Genomic DNA, 16,150 nt, shown 5'->3' with positions numbered 1-16,150 from the left:
GCACCGGGGCACGGCGCACGGCCCGCCGGCGTACACTGCACGGTTTTTCTGCGGACGCCTGCCCCCATGAATGCCCCGGTCGACGTCTCTTTCTTCCCGCGCCACGCCAAGCCGCTGACCAGCTACAAGCCGTACTGGGCCAAACGCTTCGGGGTGGCCCCCTTCCTGCCCATGAGCCGCGCCGAGATGGAGGCGCTGGGCTGGGATTCGTGCGACGTCATCCTGGTCACTGGCGACGCCTATGTGGATCACCCGAGCTTTGGCATGGCTGTGATCGGCCGCGTGCTGGAGGCGCAGGGCTTTCGCGTCGGCATCATCGCTCAGCCGGACTGGCACAGCGCCGAGGCCTTCAAGGCCCTGGGCCGCCCCAACCTGTTCTGGGGCGTGACGGCGGGCAACATGGACTCGATGATTAACCGCTACACGGCCGACCGCAAGATCCGCTCCGACGACGCCTACACCCCGGGCGGGCAGGGCGGCCGACGGCCGGACCGCGCCGCCATCGTTTACAGCCAGCGCTGCCGCGAGGCGTACAAAGACGTGCCCATCATCCTGGGTGGCATCGAGGGCAGCCTGCGCCGCATCGCCCACTACGACTACTGGAGCGAGACGGTGCGCCGCTCCATCGTGCTCGACAGCAAATGCGACCTGCTGCTCTACGGCAATGCCGAGCGCGCCTTGGTCGAAGTGGCCCACCGCCTGGCCCGGCGCGAGCCGATCGAGTCCATCACCGACGTGCGCGGCACCGCCTTCGTGCGGCGCAGCACGCCCGAGGGCTGGTTCGAGATCGACTCCACCGAAGTGGACCAGCCCGGCCGGGTGGATGCGCATGTCAACCCGTACCTGATGGTTTCGGAGCAGGCCAAGGCCCAGGGCCAGATCTGCGCGCGGGAAGACGAAGTCCCCGCCGCGCCTGTGCAACCGCTGCGCTTCATGGCCAATCCGTCCTTGCCGCACCGGGGCCGCCCGCCGCGCGAGCGCACCGTCATCCGCCTGCCGAGTTACGAGCAGGTCAAGGCCGACCCGGTCCTCTATGCCCATGCCAACCGCGTGCTGCATCTGGAGACCAACCCCGGCAACGCCCGCGCGCTGGTGCAGGCCCACGGCAGCGGGCCGGCCGCCCGCGACGTGTGGATCAACCCACCGCCCGTCCCCCTGACCACGGCCGAGATGGACTGGGTGTTCGGCCTGCCCTACGCGCGCAGCCCGCACCCCGCTTACGCCGACGAGCGCGGCCGCCACGACGGCCCGACCAAGATCCCGGCCTGGGAGATGATTCGCTTCTCGGTCAACATCATGCGCGGCTGTTTTGGCGGCTGCACCTTCTGCTCCATCACCGAGCACGAGGGCCGCATCATCCAGAGCCGCTCCGAGGACTCCATCATCAAAGAGGTGGAGGAGATTCGCGACAAGGTCGCGGGCTTCACCGGCGTCATCTCCGACCTGGGCGGGCCCACGGCCAACATGTATCGCCTGGGCTGCAAAAGCCCCGAGATCGAGGCCGCCTGCCGCAAGCCCAGCTGCGTCTATCCGGGCATCTGCGCCAACCTCACCACCGACCACGGCCCCCTGATCCGCATCTATCGCCGTGCCCGCTCGCTGCCCGGCATCAAGAAAATCCTCATCGGCTCCGGCCTGCGCTACGACCTGGCGGTGAAAAGCCCCGAGTACGTCCGGGAACTGGTGCAGCACCACGTCGGCGGCTACCTCAAGATCGCGCCCGAGCACACCGAGCCCGGCCCGCTGTCCAAGATGATGAAGCCGGGCATCGGCAGCTACGACCGCTTCAAGCAGTTGTTCGATCAATTCAGCGCCGAAGCGGGCAAAGAGCAGTACCTGATTCCGTACTTCATCGCCGCACACCCCGGCACCAGCGACGAGGACATGATGCACCTGGCGCTGTGGCTGAAGAAAAACGGCTTTCGCGCCGATCAGGTGCAAACCTTCTATCCCAGCCCCATGGCCACGGCCACGGCCATGTACCACACGGGGCTCAACCCGCTCAAAGGCATTCACCGCGACGAGCGGGCCGAGGCGGTGGACGTCGTCAAAGGCGAGAAACGCCGCCGCCTGCACAAGGCATTTTTGCGCTACCACGACCCCAACAACTGGCCGCTGCTGCGCGAGGCGCTCAAGCGCATGGGCCGCGCCGACCTGATTGGCAACGGCAAGCATCACCTCGTCCCCACCTACCAGCCGTTGACGGACGGGGGCTACCAGAGCCCGCGGCGGGCCAACTCCACCCCGCCCGGGGGGCGGCCGCGGGCGGCGGCGCCGAGCCGTACCTCCCAGCCGGTCAAAGGCCGGCTGCTGACCCAGCACACCGGCTTGCCCCCGCGGATCACGGGGGGCGAGTCCGGAGGGGCATCCGCGCCCGGGGGCGCGGCGGCGGTGGGGCGTCAGGCGCGCCGCAAGCCAAAGTCCAACGGCAGGCCGACGTAGTTTTCGGCGATGGTGCGCGCGCCGGCCTCGCTGTGGATCAGGTAGTCCAGCTCGGCTTCCTGGAATTTCTGCGCGATCTCGCCCTCACCCGGAAAGCGGTGCATCAGGCTGGTGAACCACCACGAGAACCGCTCCGCGCGCCAAATGCGCTTGAGGCAGCGCTCCGAATAGCCGTCGATTCCGGCGTCCGAGCGCTCCAGGAAATGTTCGATCAGCGCATCGGCCAGGTACTTGACGTCGGTGGCGGCGAGGTTGAGCCCCTTGGCCCCCGTCGGCGGCACGATGTGGGCCGCATCGCCCGCCAGCAGCAGCCGGCCAAAGCGCATCGGCTCGCTGACGAAGCTGCGCAGCGGGGCGATGCTCTTTTCGATCGACGGGCCGGTGACCAGCGCCTCGGCCGCGGCGGGGTCGAGTCGGCGGCGCAGCTCGTCCCAAAACGCCTGGTCCGACCAACTGTCCACCGTGTCCGACAGCGGCACCTGCAGGTAGTAGCGGCTGCGGGTGCGGCTGCGCATCGAACACAGCGCAAAGCCGCGCGGGCTGTTGACGTAGATCAGCTCCTCGTGCACCGGCGGCGTGTCGGACAGCAACCCGAGCCAGCCAAACGGGTAGACTTTTTCGTACTCGGTGATGGCGCTGCGCGGCACGCTGGCGCGGCACACGCCGTGGAAGCCGTCGCAGCCGGCGATGAAATCGGCGTCGATGCGGTGGGTGACGCCATCCTTTTCGTAGGTCACCCACGGCCGCGCGCCGTCAAAGCCGTGGATGGCGACGTGGGCGGCCTCGTACACCGTGGCCTGCCCGCTGGCGGCGCGCGCGGCCATCAGGTCGCGCGTCACCTCGGTCTGGCCATAGACCAGCACCTTTTTGCCACCGGTCAGGCCCGCCAGGTCGATGCGGTGGCGCGCCCCCTTGAACAGCAGGTCGAAGCCTGCGTGCGGCAGGCCCTCGGCGTGCATGCGCTGGCCGACCCCGGCCTCGTCGAGCACATCCACCGCCACCTGCTCCAGCACGCCGGCGCGGATGCGGCCGAGCACATACTCGGCGCTTTGGCGCTCGACGATGACGTTGTCGATGCCGGCCTTGTGCAGCAATTGGCCGAGCAGCAGCCCGGAAGGGCCGGCGCCAACGATGACGACTTGGGTACGCATGGGGGTCTCCTCAGGGAATCGATGACGCGGTCATGCTAGGGGCCGCGCACGCCCCGCGTGGTCTTGCCCTACATCGATTGCGCGGTGATCGTGCGGGTTGCGCGATCACCGCGCAAAATTCCGCATCCAGCGGGCGAATCGGGTATCGTTGCGCCATGGACATTGCCGCTGCGGACTACATCGCCGGCCTGGCCAAGGGGCTGGCGGTGCTGGAGAGCTTCGATACCGAGCGCCAGCGCCTCAACGCCACCCTGGCCGCGCAGCGCGCCGGCCTGACGCGCGCGGCCGCCCGCCGCCATCTGCTCACGCTGGCCCATCTGGGTTATCTGGAGACCGATGGGCACTACTTCTGGCTCTCGCCCAAGGTGCTGCGCTTGTCCGGCAGCTATCTGGCGTCGGCGCGCCTGCCGCGTGCGGTGCAACCGGTGCTCAACCGGCTGGCGGCGCAGGCGCGCGAGTCCTTTTCGGTGGCCGTGCTCGACGGCGACGCGGTGGTCGTCGTGGCCCGCAGTGTCGCGCCCCCGGCCGAGGGCGGCGGCGACTGGCAAGGGGCGTCGCTGGGGGATCCGTCTGCGGTCCGGGCCCGGGCACGCTGGACGGCGCATGGGCTGCACCTGGGCGCGCGCCTGCCTGCCCACGCCACGTCCACCGGCCGTGTGCTGCTTGCGGCCCTGGCGCGGCCCGCCTTGGCGCAATGGCTGGCCGAACGCACCGCAGCCACCGGCAGCCTGCCGCGCCTGACCCCCTACACCGTGACCGAGCCGGAGGCGTTGCGGCGCATCCTGCAGCAGGTGCGGCAGGCAGACCATTGCGTCTGCAGCGAGGAGCACGAGCTGGGCGTGCACGCCGTCGCGGTGCCCCTGCGCGACATGCAGGGCCGCACCGTCGCCGCCCTCAACGCCGTGCTGTCCCAGAACCGCCTGCGTGACGGCGCCGTGGAGCGGGAACTGCTGCCACTGCTGCACGAGGCGGCGCTCGAACTGCGGCCCCAGCTATGACGAAGCGCCTGTGGCTGGCGGTGGCCTTCGCGCTGGGGCTGGCCGCGTGCGGCGGGCCCGGGCCGTCCGGTCCGCCGTCCGAAGCCGCCGCGCGCGCCGTGACGGTGGTGTCGGTGCACGACGGCGACACGGTGCGCGTGCGCGATGCCAGTGGCCGGGTGTACGCGGTGCGGCTGGCCACCATCGATGCGCCGGAACTGGAGCAGCCGTACGGCCCGCAGGCGCGCGAGGCCGTCCGCGAACGCGCGCTGGGCCGCGCGGTAACCCTGGAGCCCCGCGGCCGCGACCGGTATGGCCGCACCCTGGCCGTGCTGTGGCTGCCCGGCGAGGCCCAGCCGCAGGACCTTGCCCTGTGGGTCGTGGAGCAGGGCCTGGCCTGGCACTACACGGCCCACGCGCGGGAACAACCCCTGACCGAGCGTTGGCGCTATGCGATGGCCGAAACCCTGGCCCGCACGAGTCGGCTGGGGTTGTGGGCGCAACCCGATCCGCAGCCCCCCTGGGCGTGGCGGCGCGAGCGGAGAAGCAGCCCCGCCCCGCAGTCCGTGGGGGAGGGGAGGGCAAACCGCCTCTCCGGGGTGCCGGATCCCTGAGCGGGGCCGGGTTCAGACGTCGATCGCCTGCACCGACCCGGCCCGCTTGCGCAGCTCGAATTTCTGGATCTTGCCGGTGCTGGTCTTGGGCAGTTCGCCAAACACCACTGCCCGCGGGACCTTGAAGCCGGCCAGATGCGCTCGGCAGTGCGCGATGATGGCCTCGGCCGTGACATCGGCGCCGTCCTTGAGCTCGACGAAAGCGCAGGGCGTCTCGCCCCAGCGGGGATCGGGCTTGGCCACGACGGCCGCCGCCTGCACCGCGGGGTGGCGGTAGAGCACGTCCTCCACCTCGATAGACGAGATATTCTCGCCGCCCGAGATGATGATGTCCTTGCTGCGGTCCTTGATCTTGATGTAGCCGTCCGGGTACTGCACCGCCAGATCGCCCGTGTGGAACCAGCCGCCCGCGAAGGCTTGTGCCGTCGCCTGCGGGTTCTTGAGATAGCCCTTCATGACGATGTTGCCGCGGAACATGATTTCGCCCATGGTTTCACCGTCCCAGGGCACGGGCTGCAGGGTGTCCGGATCGAGCACGCGCGCCTCGTGCTGCAGGTGGTAGCGCACGCCTTGGCGCGCGTTCAGGCGGGCCCGCTCCTCGACGGGCAGCTCGGCCCAGCCCGCCTGCGGTGCGCAGACGGTGGCGGGGCCATACACCTCGGTCAGGCCGTACACGTGGGTCAGCTCGATGCCCATGCGCTCCATCGCTTCCAGCAAGGCCGCCGGGGGCGCCGATGCGGCGACCATGCCCCGGATGCCGCGCTGCAGCCCGGCTTTGAGCGCCTCGGGGGCGTTGGCCAGCATGGCGTGCACGATCGGTGCACCGCAGTAATGGGTCACGCGGTGCGCCCGCATCAGGTCGAATACCGTCGCCGCCTCCACGCGGCGCAGGCAGACGTTGACGCCTGCGCGCGCCGCCAGCGTCCAGGGGAAGCACCAGCCATTGCAGTGAAACAGCGGCAGCGTCCACAAATAGACGGGGTGCTTGGGCATGTCCCACTCCAGGATGTTGGACAGCGCATTGAGCGCCGCCCCCCGGTGGTGGTAGAGCACGCCCTTGGGGTTGCCCGTGGTGCCGCTGGTGTAGTTGAGGGCGATCGCATCCCACTCGTCGAGCGGCATCACCCCCGCAAAGTCCGGGTCGCCCCCGGCCAGGAAGGCCTCGTAGTCCACGGCCTCCAGTACAGCCGTCGGCGCGCCAAACCCCGCATCCTGCGTCTGGATCACCAACAGCGGATCGCTCCGTTGGCGCAAGGGCAGGGCGCGCGCCAGCAGCGCGGCAAACTCCGGGTCGACCAGCACCGCGCGCGCCTCGCCGTGGTCGAGCATGAAGGCGATGGCTTCCGGGTCCAGGCGGGTGTTGAGGGTGTTGAGCACCGCGCCCGCCATCGGCACGCCAAAGTGGGCTTCCACCATGGGTGGCGTGTTGGGCAGCAGGGCCGCCACCGTGTCCTGGCGGTCGATGCCGGCTTGGCGCAGGGCGCTGGCCAGCCGGCGGCAACGGATGCGCGTCTCGTTCCAGGTTTGGCGCAGCGCCGTCTCGCCCAGCCCGTGCACGATGGCCAGCCGATCGGGATACAGCTCCGCCGTGCGATCCAGGAATGACAGCGGCGTCAGCGGCACATGGTTGGCCTCGCAGCGGGGCAGGTTACGGTCGTCGATGGGCATGGTGTGGCGTCTCCGGGTGTCGTTCAGTCGAGCAGATCGGTGGCGGTTGGGGGCCATGCGCCCGTCCAGCGCTGGGTCAGCCCGCCGTGGGCGGCCACCGCCTCGGCGATGGCGGCGGGCAGGTCGTTCGCGTCACCGTGAGCCAGCCGGGCCCCGATCAGGCCCGCCAGCACATCCCCGGTGCCCGCGCTGGCCAGCAGGCCGTCGCCACTGGCATTGACGATGGGGGCCCCGTCCGGCGCGGCGATGACCGTCCCGCTGCCCTTGAGCACGATCGTGGCGCCGAGCCGGTGCGCCAGTGCCCGGGCCGCGCCCAATCGGTCGGCCTGCACGCCTGCCACATCGGTGCCGAGCAGACGGGCGGCCTCCAGCGGGTGGGGGGTCAGGACGGTGCGCCAGCCCGCGGCACGCCGAAGCGCCCAGGGGTCGCCGGGTGCCGCCGGGCTGCGGGCGCCCTCGCGTGCCGCGGGGCCAAGGGCGTTGAGCGCGTCGGCGTCGAGCACCAGACGCGGCGCGCGGGCCAGCAGCGCGGGCAGCACCTCGGCCATCGATGCGCCGCCGCCGCAGCCGGCCACCACCACCGCCTGCTCCGGCAGCGCGGATGCCAGCACGGCCTGGGCGGTGCGCAGCATCAGCGCGGGTTGACCGCCATCCCACGGCGGCAGGGTGGCTTCGCCATTCAGCAGCCCCACGTACACCCGTCCAGCACCCGCGCGCAAGGCGGCGCGCGCCGCCAGCACTGCGGCACCGGCCATGCCGACGCCGTCGCTGGCGCTCGGCAACTGGCCGCCCACCACGACGACATCCCCCCGGCTGCCTTTGTGGCTGGCGTGCGCCCGGCGCAATGCCGGCACATCGGGCCAGCGGGAGGGCGTCGCCAGCCAGGCATCGGGGGCGTGCTGCGGGGCCGGGGCCACGCCCAGGTCGTCAAACCAGATCGCCTCGCCCGCACAAGCGCGGCCCAGCCCCGTGAACAACCCGGATTTGAGCGTCAGCAGCGACAGGGTGATGCGGGGCCCGCCGGGCTGCGGCGGCGCATCGATCCACCAGTGCCCGGTGTCCGCATCCAGCCCGCTGGCCAGGTCCACACACAGGGTGGGCACTGGGCAGCCGTGCAACCAGCGCAGGGCATCCCGCGCCGGGCCGTCCACGGGGCGCGACAGCCCCAGGCCAAAGACCGCGTCGATGATCAAATCGGCCGGCGTGGCCGGCGGGGTGGGGGCTTCGATCACGTCGACCCCGGCGGCGCGGGCCTCGGCCCACGCCCAGCGGGCATCGTCCGGCATTCGGGCGGTGGGGCCCAGCGGCCAGACCTGCACGCTGGCGCCTGGGATGCCGCGCAGATGGCGCTGCAGCAGGGCGGCGGCCAGCCACCCGTCCCCGCCGTTGTTCCCGCCCCCCGTGACCACCAGCACGCGCCGTGCGTGGGGGCGCCAGGCGCGCGCCAGCCGCGCCACCGCCTGGCCGGCACGTTGCATCAGCGCGTGCGGGGGCAGCCCTTCGGCGGCCTGCCGCTCGATCGCCCGCGACGCGGCGCTGCCGTACAGCGGCCAGCGGCGGGCCGCGCCCTTGGTGCCGTTGCCGATCGGTACGATGCGCTCCATGCGTCCGCAGTATAGGGGGAGGCGGGTCTGGAGAGAGCAACCGGGCGGCGGACCCGGCGTCGGGCTATAATCTTCAGGTTTTGCAAATCGCGCCTCTCGCCGGGGACGTGTGCAAAACCAATCGCGAGACGGTCCTTCCAGGTGTCGGTCGTGGCGGGGTATCCCGCCAGCCGATCCGGGCCGGCTTTAGACCCAACCTCAGGAACGAAAGACGATCATGTCCATTTCCATGCGCGAAATGCTGGAAGCCGGTGTCCACTTCGGGCACCAGACGCGCTTCTGGAACCCCAAGATGGCCCCTTTCATTTTCGGCCATCGCAACAAGATTCACATCATCAACCTCGAAAAGACGGTTCCGCTGTTCGAGGAAGCCCGCAAGTTCGTGCGTCAGCTCACCGCCAACGGTGGCACGGTGCTGATGGTGGGCACCAAGCGCCAGTCGCGTGACATCGTGGCGGCCGAGGCGCGCCGCGCCGGCATGCCCTACGTCGAGCAGCGCTGGCTGGGCGGCATGCTGACCAACTTTAAGACGGTCAAGACCTCCATCAAGCGCCTGAAGGACATGCAGGCCCAAAAAGAAGCCGGTCTGGACAGCATGTCCAAGAAAGAGCAACTGCTGTTCAACCGCGAGATCGAAAAGCTCGAGAAGGACATCGGCGGCATCCAGGACATGGCGGCGCTGCCGGATGCGATCTTCGTGATCGACGTCGGCTACCACAAGATCGCCGTGGCCGAAGCCAAGAAGCTGGGCATCCCCGTGATTGGCGTGGTGGACACCAACCACTCGCCGGAGGGCATCGATTACGTGATCCCGGGCAACGACGACTCCGCCAAGGCGGTCGCCATCTATGCCCGCGGCATCGCCGATGCCGTGCTGGAGGGCCGCAACGCCGCCGTGAACAACGTCGTACAGGCCGCGCGCGCCGGTGACGACGAGTTCGTCGAGGTCAAGGAAGCCTGAGCCGCAGCCGCGCGGTGAACGAAGGGGCTGCGTGCCCCTTTTTTGTCACCGTGCGGACACATCCCCGGGATTACATTCGGGCGGCGCGCGCCGCCCACAGGAGCAATACGATGGCAGCTATCACCGCTAGCATGGTCGCGGAACTCCGCGCCAAGACCGACGCCCCCATGATGGAGTGCAAGAAGGCCCTGACCGAGGCCGACGGCAACATGGAGAAGGCCGAGGAAATCCTGCGCGTCAAGCTGGGCAACAAGGCCGGCAAGGCCGCTAGCCGGGTCACCGCCGAAGGCATGGTCGCCTCGCACATCGCCGGCAACACCGGCGCGCTGATCGAGGTCAACTGCGAGACGGACTTCGTTTCCAAGAACGAGCTGTTCGCGGGCTTTTGCGCCGCGCTGGCCAAGCTGGTGGCCGAGAACGATCCGGCCGACGTGGCGGCGCTGTCCGCCCTGCCGCTGTCGACGGAAGGATTCGGTCCGACCGTCGAGGACGTGCGCAAGGGTCTGATCGGCAAGATCGGCGAGAACATGACGATCCGCCGCTTCAAGCGCTACTCGGGCGGTGGCCAACTGGCCACCTACCTGCACGGCGTGCGCATTGGCGTGATGGTCGAGTTCGACGGCGATGCCGTGGCGGCCAAGGACGTGGCCATGCACATCGCCGCGATGAAGCCGGTGGCGACCTCGTCGGCCGACGTGCCGGCCGAGCTGGTGGCCAAGGAGCGCTCGATCGCCGAGCAAAAGGCCGCCGAGTCGGGCAAGTCCGCCGACATCATCGCCAAGATGGTGGAGGGCGCCGTCCAGAAGTACCTCAAGGAGGTCTCGCTGCTGGATCAGGTGTTCGTCAAGGCCGCCGACGGCAAGCAGACCGTGGGCCAGTACCTGAAGGGCGCCAACACCACCGTCAAGGGCTTTACGCTCTACGTGGTGGGCGAGGGCATCGAGAAGAAGCAGGACGACTTCGCGGCCGAAGTGGCGGCCCAGGTCGCCGCGGCGCAAAAGGCCTGACCGACGCTTGCCCCTTCCGGACGGCCGGCTCCTGCCCAGGGGTCGGCCGTTTTTGCAGCCCGCCTCGTCGCAATCCGTCCCCCGTACAATTCTTCAAAGGTAGCGAGACCCGCCATGCCCGCTTTGCAGCGCATCCTCCTCAAGCTCTCCGGTGAAGCCCTGATGGGCGACGAGGCCTTCGGCATCCACCGCGACACGATCGAGCGCATCGTGGCCGAGGTTACCGAGGTCAGCCGCCTGGGCGTGCAGGTGGCCATCGTGATCGGCGGTGGCAACCTGTTCCGCGGCGTAGCGGGCGGGGCGGTGGGCATGGACCGCGCCACGGCCGATTACATGGGTATGCTGGCCACGGTCATGAATGCGCTGGCCATTGGCGACGCGCTGGAGCGCAGCGGCACCAAGGCTCGCGTCATGTCGGCCATCGCGATCGACCAGGTGGTCGAGCCCTATGTGCGCCCCAAGGCGCTGCAGTATCTGGAAGAGGGCAAGGTGGTGGTCTTCGCCGCCGGCACCGGTAACCCCTTCTTCACCACCGACACCGCCGCGGCCCTGCGCGGCGCCGAAATCGGCGCCGAGATCGTGCTCAAGGCCACCAAGGTGGACGGTGTCTACACCGCCGACCCCAAAAAAGACCCGAACGCCACCCGCTACCAGCGCATCAGCTTCGACGAAGCCATGGTGCGCCAACTGCAGGTGATGGACGCGACGGCCTTTGCGCTGTGCCGCGACCAGAACCTGCCGGTGCGCGTGTTCTCGATCTTCAAGCCCGGCGCGCTCAAGCGCGTGGTGCAGGGCGAGGACGAGGGCACGCTGGTGCACGTCTGAGACAACGAGAGGCCATTCGATGAGCAGCATCCCCGACATCAAAAAAACCGCCGAGCAAAAGATGCAGCAGTCGCTGGAGGCGCTGCGCAGCAGCCTGGCCAAGGTGCGCACCGGCCGTGCCAACCCGGCGCTGCTGGACACCGTGCAGGTCGAGTACTACGGCAGCATGCTGCCGATCAGCCAGGTGGCCAACCTGTCGCTGCTGGATGCGCGCACGATCGGCGTGTCCCCGTGGGAAAAGGGCATGGGCGCCAAGATCGAGAAGGCCATCCGCGAGTCCGACCTCGGGCTCAACCCGGCCTCGCACGGCGACCTGATCCGCGTGCCGATTCCGCCGATGACCGAGGAGCGCCGCCGCGAGCTGACCAAGGTCGTCAAGGCCGAGGGCGAGCACGCGAAGGTGGCGATCCGCAACCTGCGCCGCGATGCCAACGAACACGTCAAGCGGCTGGTCAAGGACAAGCTCGTCTCCGAGGACGACGAGCGCCGCGCGCAGGACGACATCCAGAAGCTGACCGACCGCATGATCGCCGAGGTCGACAAGATGGTGGCGGCCAAGGAAGCCGACATCATGGCCATCTGAGGCGGGCTGCATGTCCGTCACCCCCGCCGCGGCCCCCGGCGCCGCCCCCGACGTCGCGGGCCGGGTGCCGCACCACGTGGCCATCGTCATGGACGGCAATGGCCGCTGGGCGCGCCAGCGGCTGCTGCCCCGCGTGGCCGGACACCGCGCGGGCATGGAGACGCTGCGCCGCGTCATCGGCTGGAGCGTGCAGCGCGGTGTCCGGGTGCTGACGGTGTTCGCGTTCTCTTCGGAAAACTGGAACCGTCCCCAGGACGAGGTCGGCGCGATCCTGCGCCTGATGGTCCAGGCCCTGATGGATGAGGTCCCCCGGCTGGACGAAGCCGGGGTGCGGCTGCATGTGCCCGGCTCGCGCGAAGGGCTGCCCTCCGCGTTGGTGGACGGCATCGCCGAGGCCGAGCGCCGCACCGCCGGCAACGATCGGCTGATGCTCAACGTGTGCTTCAACTACGGCGGGCGGTGGGACATCGTGCAGGCCGCGCAGGCGCTGGCAGCGCGCGGCGAGCCGATCACGGAATCCTCCCTGTCGGCAACCCTGGCCTTGGCCCATGTGCCGGATCCGGATCTGGTGATCCGCACGGGGGGGGAGCAGCGGATCAGCAATTTTTTGCTCTGGCAGATCGCCTATAGCGAGTTGTTTTTTACCGACCGCCTCTGGCCCGCCTTTGACGAGGCGGAGTACGACCGTGCCTTGGCGGCGTATGCGCAGCGCCAGCGGCGCTTTGGGCGCACGCCCGAACAGGTGCAGGCCTCGCGGGTGGCCTGAGGTCTGGCCACCCGCACGACAGGACGCCCATGTTGCTGCAACGCGTGATCACGGCGGTGGCGCTGCTGCTGGTGCTGTTGCCCGCCATGGTGTACGCCGGGCCGCTGCCGTTTGCGGCCGTCACCGGCGTGTTGATGGGGGCGGCCGGTTGGGAGTGGTCCCGGCTGAACGGCTGTGGCCCCAAGGGGGCCTTGGTCAGCGGTTTGGGGCTGATGGGCGTGCTCGGGCTGGCATGGGGGGCGTGGGGCGATGCGCCCTGGCCGGCGATGGTCTGGTGGGGCATCACCGCGCTGTGGGCCGCCGTGCTGGTGCTGGCGCTGCGGCAAGGGGTGGAGGCCTGGGGGCGGTGGCCCGTTGTGCTGCGGCTGCCCTTTGGCTGGTTGGCACTGGCGGGCGCGTGGTGGGCGCTCGTCAACCTGCACGCCCGCGGCCTGGGTGTGCTGCTGAGTGCGCTGCTGCTGGTGTGGGTGGCGGACATCGCGGCCTACTTTGGCGGCAAGGCGTTTGGCCGGCGCAAGCTCGCGCCGCGCATCAGCCCGGGCAAGAGCTGGGAAGGGGTCGTCAGCGGAACGCTGGCCGTCCTGGTGCTGGCCTTTGCTTGGACGGCGGTCGCCGCCGTCTGGGCGCCGGCGACTCAGGCGCTGTACCCCATCCTGGTTGCGCGCGGGTGGGTGGTGGCGATCCCGGCCCTGTTGCTGTTGACGGCCGCCAGCGTCGCCGGGGATTTGTTCGAATCGCTCGTCAAGCGCAGCGCCGGGGTCAAGGATTCCAGCGCGCTGCTGCCCGGTCATGGGGGGGTGCTCGACCGCGTCGATGCGCTGCTGCCGGTGCTGCCGGCGGTGATGGCGCTGCTGGCGGACGCGGCATGACCCGACCCTGTTTCGACCCCAATCCGCCCCCAACGTCCTTCGTGCCCTGCCCTTTCGATCGTTCCGCATGACCCCCGTCACCCCCACCGAGGCCTCGTCCCCCCGCCAGCGCATCGCGGTGCTCGGCGCGACGGGCTCGATCGGCACCAACACGCTCGACGTGGTGGCCCGCCACCCGGATCGCTTCGAGGTCGTGGCCCTGAGCGCCGAGCGGCAGGTCGAAGCGCTGCTGGCGCTGTGCGAACGCTTCCGGCCTCGCTGGGCGGTGATTGGCGCGGCGCGGCTCGACGAGCTGGCGGCCGGCCTGCGCCAGCTCGGCTTGCCCACACAGGCGCTGGGCGGGCCCGCCGGGCTGACCGAGATGGCCGCGCACCCCGAGGTGGATACCGTCATGGCGGCCATCGTCGGAGCGGCGGGGCTTGCCCCCTGTCTGGCGGCGGCCCATGCGGGCAAGCGCCTGCTGCTGGCCAACAAAGAGGCGCTGGTCGTCGGCGGCGAGGTGTTTCTGGCCGCCGTGCGCGCCGGCGGGGCACGGCTGCTGCCCATCGACAGCGAGCATTCGGCCATCTTCCAAGCCCTGCCCGAGGATCCCGAGACCTGGGCCCAGCGGGTCGAGAAAATCGTGCTGACGGCCTCGGGCGGGCCGTTTCGGCAGCGCGATCCCGCGACGCTGGCCACCGTCACGCCGCAGGAGGCCTGCGCCCACCCCAACTGGGTCATGGGCCGCAAGATCTCGGTCGATTCGGCGACGATGATGAACAAGGCGTTGGAAGTCATCGAGGCGCGCTACCTGTTTGGCTTTGCGCCGGAGCAGATCGACGTGGTGATCCATCCGCAGAGCGTGGTGCACTCGATGGTTCAGTATCGGGACCGCTCCGTCGTGGCGCAACTGGGGACGCCGGACATGCGCGTGCCGATCGCCTACGGGCTGAGCTGGCCGGAGCGCATCGCCTCGGGGGCCGAGCCGCTCGATTTCGTGACCCTGGGGGCGTTGACGTTCGAGCCGCCCGACCCGCGGCGCTTTCCCGGCCTGTTCCTGGCCTGGGAGGCGCTGCGCGCCCCAGTCGGCACGACCGCCGTGCTCAATGCGGCCAACGAGGTGGCGGTCGATGCCTTTCTGGCCGGGCGGCTGCGCTTCGACCACATCCACGCGGTCAACCGCGGAACGCTGGAGGCCTTCGTGCCCTCCAAGCCGGGGTCGCTGGACGACCTGCTGGCCATCGACCGCGAGGCGCGGGCGCGGGCCGGCGAGCGCGTTCGGGGGCTGGCGCGGGGCTGAGCGCCTGGCCGTCCGCGCGACCCCATGGAAGGCACCCGATGATCACCGTTCTGTCGTTTCTGGTCGCGATCGCCGTCCTGATCGCCGTTCACGAGTGGGGGCACTACCGCATGGCGGTGGCCTGCGGGGTGCCGGTGCTGCGGTTTTCGATCGGCTTGGGCCGTCCGCTGTTGACGTGGCGCAACCGCCGGGGTACCGAGTTCGTCGTGGCGGCCCTGCCGCTGGGCGGCTATGTGCGTATGCTCGACGAGCGGGAAGCACCGGTGGCGGCCGAGCAGCGGCACCTGGCCTTCAACGCGCAGCCCCTGCGCCGCCGGGCGGCCATCGTGGCCGCGGGGCCGGCGGCCAATCTGCTGTTGGCGGTCGCGCTCTATGCCTTCGTGGCGTGGTGGGGGGTGCCGCAGGCGCAGCCCGTGCTCGCCAGCCCGACCGCGGCTTCGCTGGCCGAGCGGGCCGGCATCCGCGGCGGGGAATGGGTGAGCGCTGCCGCCACGGGCGACCAGGCCCCGCAGGCGGTGCGGTCCTTCGACGAATTGCGCTGGCGGCTGACGCAGGCGGCGTTGGAGGGGCTGGATCTGCGGCTGTGGCTCGGCGACGGACCGCAGTCCCCGGGGCGGGAGGTCACGCTGCCACTGTCCACGCTGGAGGTCCGCGATGTCGACGCCCGCCTGTTCGAGCGCATCGGCATCGTGGCCCCGTGGTCGGCACCGCAACTCGGTGAGGTGATGCCGGATGGCGCGGCCGCCGCGGCGGGCCTGCGCCCGGGTGACCGCGTGCTGGCGGTCGATGGTGAGGCCATGGTCGATGCCCAGCAACTGCGCGCGCGCATCCGCACCGCCGTGGACGAGCGCGGCCAAGCACGGCCCCAGCGCTGGCGCATCGAGCGGGACGGGGCGGTACAGGAGGTGGTGGTCACGCCGCGTCCGCAGCAGCAGGGCGATGCCTGGGTCGGCCGGGTGGGTGCCATGGTCGGCGCGGCCCCTGCGATGACGGTGGTCGAGCACGGCGTGATCGACGCCCTGGGCGAGGGGCTGCGCCGCACCTGGGACGTGTCCATCCTGTCGTTGCAGATGCTGGGCAAGATGCTGATCGGCGAGGCCTCGCTGCGCAACCTGAGCGGCCCCCTGACGATTGCCGACTACGCCGGGCAGTCCGCCAGCCTGGGCTGGATCCCGTTTCTGACGTTTTTGGCCTTGGTGAGCGTCAGCCTGGGCGTGCTCAACCTGCTGCCGCTGCCCGTCCTGGATGGGGGGCACCTGATGTATTATCTTTGGGAGGCGGTGGCCGGCCGGCCGCTGTCCGAGGTGTGGATGGACCGGCTGCAGCGAGGGGGCGTGGCCCTGCTCGTCGCCCTGATGTCGCTGGCCATCTTCAACGATCTTGCCCGATTGCTCGGCTGACCCC

The 16,150-nt window shown here is 70.1% G+C and carries 14 protein-coding genes; 11 read left to right on the top strand and 3 right to left on the bottom strand.

What is annotated here, in order from left to right:
• The first annotated feature begins 66 nt into the window (after positions 1-66).
• Positions 67-2,442: a YgiQ family radical SAM protein gene (locus A9O67_RS00685; protein ID WP_068606370.1), complete on the top strand. Its 2,376-nt coding sequence runs from the start codon at positions 67-69 to the stop codon at positions 2,440-2,442.
• On the opposite strand, the gene pobA is transcribed toward A9O67_RS00685, so the two are convergent.
• A complete protein-coding gene (pobA, locus tag A9O67_RS00680) occupies positions 2,400-3,593 on the bottom strand; it encodes a 4-hydroxybenzoate 3-monooxygenase (protein ID WP_068606368.1) in 1,194 nt (397 codons plus the stop codon). The two genes, A9O67_RS00685 and pobA, sit on opposite strands and share 43 nt — an antisense overlap.
• A gap of 155 nt (positions 3,594-3,748) precedes the next feature.
• Between pobA and A9O67_RS00675 the strand changes: the two genes are divergently transcribed.
• Together A9O67_RS00675 and A9O67_RS00670 are read left to right on the top strand one after the other, a co-directional pair.
• On the top strand, positions 3,749-4,591 hold the full coding sequence (locus A9O67_RS00675) for an IclR family transcriptional regulator domain-containing protein (RefSeq protein WP_068606366.1): 843 nt from the start codon (positions 3,749-3,751) through the stop codon (positions 4,589-4,591).
• Positions 4,588-5,184 carry a thermonuclease family protein gene (locus A9O67_RS00670; protein ID WP_068606364.1) on the top strand — a complete coding sequence of 199 codons (597 nt, stop codon included), beginning with the start codon at positions 4,588-4,590 and terminating at the stop codon, positions 5,182-5,184. Before A9O67_RS00675 ends, A9O67_RS00670 begins: the two co-directional genes overlap by 4 nt.
• Positions 5,185-5,196: 12 nt before the next feature.
• Here A9O67_RS00670 and A9O67_RS00665 read toward each other — a convergent pair whose 3' ends face one another.
• Positions 5,197-6,852 carry an acyl-CoA synthetase gene (locus tag A9O67_RS00665; protein WP_068606362.1) on the bottom strand — a complete coding sequence of 552 codons (1,656 nt, stop codon included), beginning with the start codon at positions 6,850-6,852 and terminating at the stop codon, positions 5,197-5,199.
• A gap of 23 nt (positions 6,853-6,875) precedes the next feature.
• Positions 6,876-8,456, bottom strand: coding sequence for an NAD(P)H-hydrate dehydratase (locus A9O67_RS00660; RefSeq protein WP_068606360.1), 1,581 nt, complete (start codon positions 8,454-8,456; stop codon positions 6,876-6,878).
• Between the two features lie 217 nt (positions 8,457-8,673).
• Between A9O67_RS00660 and rpsB the strand changes: the two genes are divergently transcribed.
• From rpsB to rseP, 8 genes are all read left to right on the top strand, one after another.
• On the top strand, positions 8,674-9,417 hold the full coding sequence (gene rpsB / locus A9O67_RS00655; protein WP_068606357.1) for a 30S ribosomal protein S2: 744 nt from the start codon (positions 8,674-8,676) through the stop codon (positions 9,415-9,417).
• Positions 9,418-9,527: 110 nt separating this feature from the next.
• Positions 9,528-10,424 (top strand): translation elongation factor Ts, encoded by an 897-nt coding sequence (gene tsf, locus A9O67_RS00650; RefSeq protein WP_068606355.1) that lies wholly within the window; start codon positions 9,528-9,530, stop codon positions 10,422-10,424.
• A 114-nt stretch (positions 10,425-10,538) separates the two neighbouring features.
• Positions 10,539-11,249, top strand: coding sequence for a UMP kinase (gene pyrH, locus A9O67_RS00645; RefSeq protein ID WP_068606353.1), 711 nt, complete (start codon positions 10,539-10,541; stop codon positions 11,247-11,249).
• Between the two features lie 19 nt (positions 11,250-11,268).
• On the top strand, positions 11,269-11,832 hold the full coding sequence (gene frr, locus A9O67_RS00640) for a ribosome recycling factor (RefSeq protein ID WP_068606351.1): 564 nt from the start codon (positions 11,269-11,271) through the stop codon (positions 11,830-11,832).
• Positions 11,833-11,842: 10 nt separating this feature from the next.
• The gene (gene uppS / locus A9O67_RS00635; RefSeq protein WP_068606349.1) at positions 11,843-12,598 is read left to right on the top strand and encodes a polyprenyl diphosphate synthase; all 756 of its coding nucleotides are present in this window, start codon (positions 11,843-11,845) and stop codon (positions 12,596-12,598) included.
• Positions 12,599-12,627: 29 nt separating this feature from the next.
• Positions 12,628-13,467: a phosphatidate cytidylyltransferase gene (locus tag A9O67_RS00630; RefSeq protein ID WP_068606347.1), complete on the top strand. Its 840-nt coding sequence runs from the start codon at positions 12,628-12,630 to the stop codon at positions 13,465-13,467.
• 67 nt (positions 13,468-13,534) lie between these two features.
• Positions 13,535-14,746, top strand: a complete 1,212-nt coding sequence (gene dxr / locus A9O67_RS00625; RefSeq protein ID WP_068606345.1) for a 1-deoxy-D-xylulose-5-phosphate reductoisomerase — start codon at positions 13,535-13,537, stop codon at positions 14,744-14,746.
• A 38-nt stretch (positions 14,747-14,784) separates the two neighbouring features.
• Positions 14,785-16,146, top strand: a complete 1,362-nt coding sequence (gene rseP, locus A9O67_RS00620; protein WP_068606343.1) for an RIP metalloprotease RseP — start codon at positions 14,785-14,787, stop codon at positions 16,144-16,146.
• Positions 16,147-16,150: the final 4 nt, after the last annotated feature.

The sequence above is a fragment of the Tepidimonas fonticaldi genome (assembly GCF_001675355.1).
In the GTDB taxonomy this organism is placed as follows: domain Bacteria; phylum Pseudomonadota; class Gammaproteobacteria; order Burkholderiales; family Burkholderiaceae_C; genus Tepidimonas; species Tepidimonas fonticaldi.
The sequence above is the reverse complement of the archived record's forward strand: the minus strand, read 5'-3'. Positions and strand labels throughout refer to the sequence as shown.

Bases quoted from the DNA above. Each gene is read 5' to 3' on its own strand.
- A9O67_RS00685 (WP_068606370.1), top strand. From the start codon at position 67: ATGAATGCCCCGGTCGACGTCTCTTTCTTCCCGCGCCACGCCAAGCCG.
- pobA (WP_068606368.1), bottom strand. From the start codon at position 3,593: ATGCGTACCCAAGTCGTCATCGTTGGCGCCGGCCCTTCCGGGCTGCTG.
- A9O67_RS00675 (WP_068606366.1), top strand. From the start codon at position 3,749: ATGGACATTGCCGCTGCGGACTACATCGCCGGCCTGGCCAAGGGGCTG.
- A9O67_RS00670 (WP_068606364.1), top strand. From the start codon at position 4,588: ATGACGAAGCGCCTGTGGCTGGCGGTGGCCTTCGCGCTGGGGCTGGCC.
- A9O67_RS00665 (WP_068606362.1), bottom strand. From the start codon at position 6,852: ATGCCCATCGACGACCGTAACCTGCCCCGCTGCGAGGCCAACCATGTG.
- A9O67_RS00660 (WP_068606360.1), bottom strand. From the start codon at position 8,456: ATGGAGCGCATCGTACCGATCGGCAACGGCACCAAGGGCGCGGCCCGC.
- rpsB (WP_068606357.1), top strand. From the start codon at position 8,674: ATGTCCATTTCCATGCGCGAAATGCTGGAAGCCGGTGTCCACTTCGGG.
- tsf (WP_068606355.1), top strand. From the start codon at position 9,528: ATGGCAGCTATCACCGCTAGCATGGTCGCGGAACTCCGCGCCAAGACC.
- pyrH (WP_068606353.1), top strand. From the start codon at position 10,539: ATGCCCGCTTTGCAGCGCATCCTCCTCAAGCTCTCCGGTGAAGCCCTG.
- frr (WP_068606351.1), top strand. From the start codon at position 11,269: ATGAGCAGCATCCCCGACATCAAAAAAACCGCCGAGCAAAAGATGCAG.
- uppS (WP_068606349.1), top strand. From the start codon at position 11,843: ATGTCCGTCACCCCCGCCGCGGCCCCCGGCGCCGCCCCCGACGTCGCG.
- A9O67_RS00630 (WP_068606347.1), top strand. From the start codon at position 12,628: ATGTTGCTGCAACGCGTGATCACGGCGGTGGCGCTGCTGCTGGTGCTG.
- dxr (WP_068606345.1), top strand. From the start codon at position 13,535: ATGACCCCCGTCACCCCCACCGAGGCCTCGTCCCCCCGCCAGCGCATC.
- rseP (WP_068606343.1), top strand. From the start codon at position 14,785: ATGATCACCGTTCTGTCGTTTCTGGTCGCGATCGCCGTCCTGATCGCC.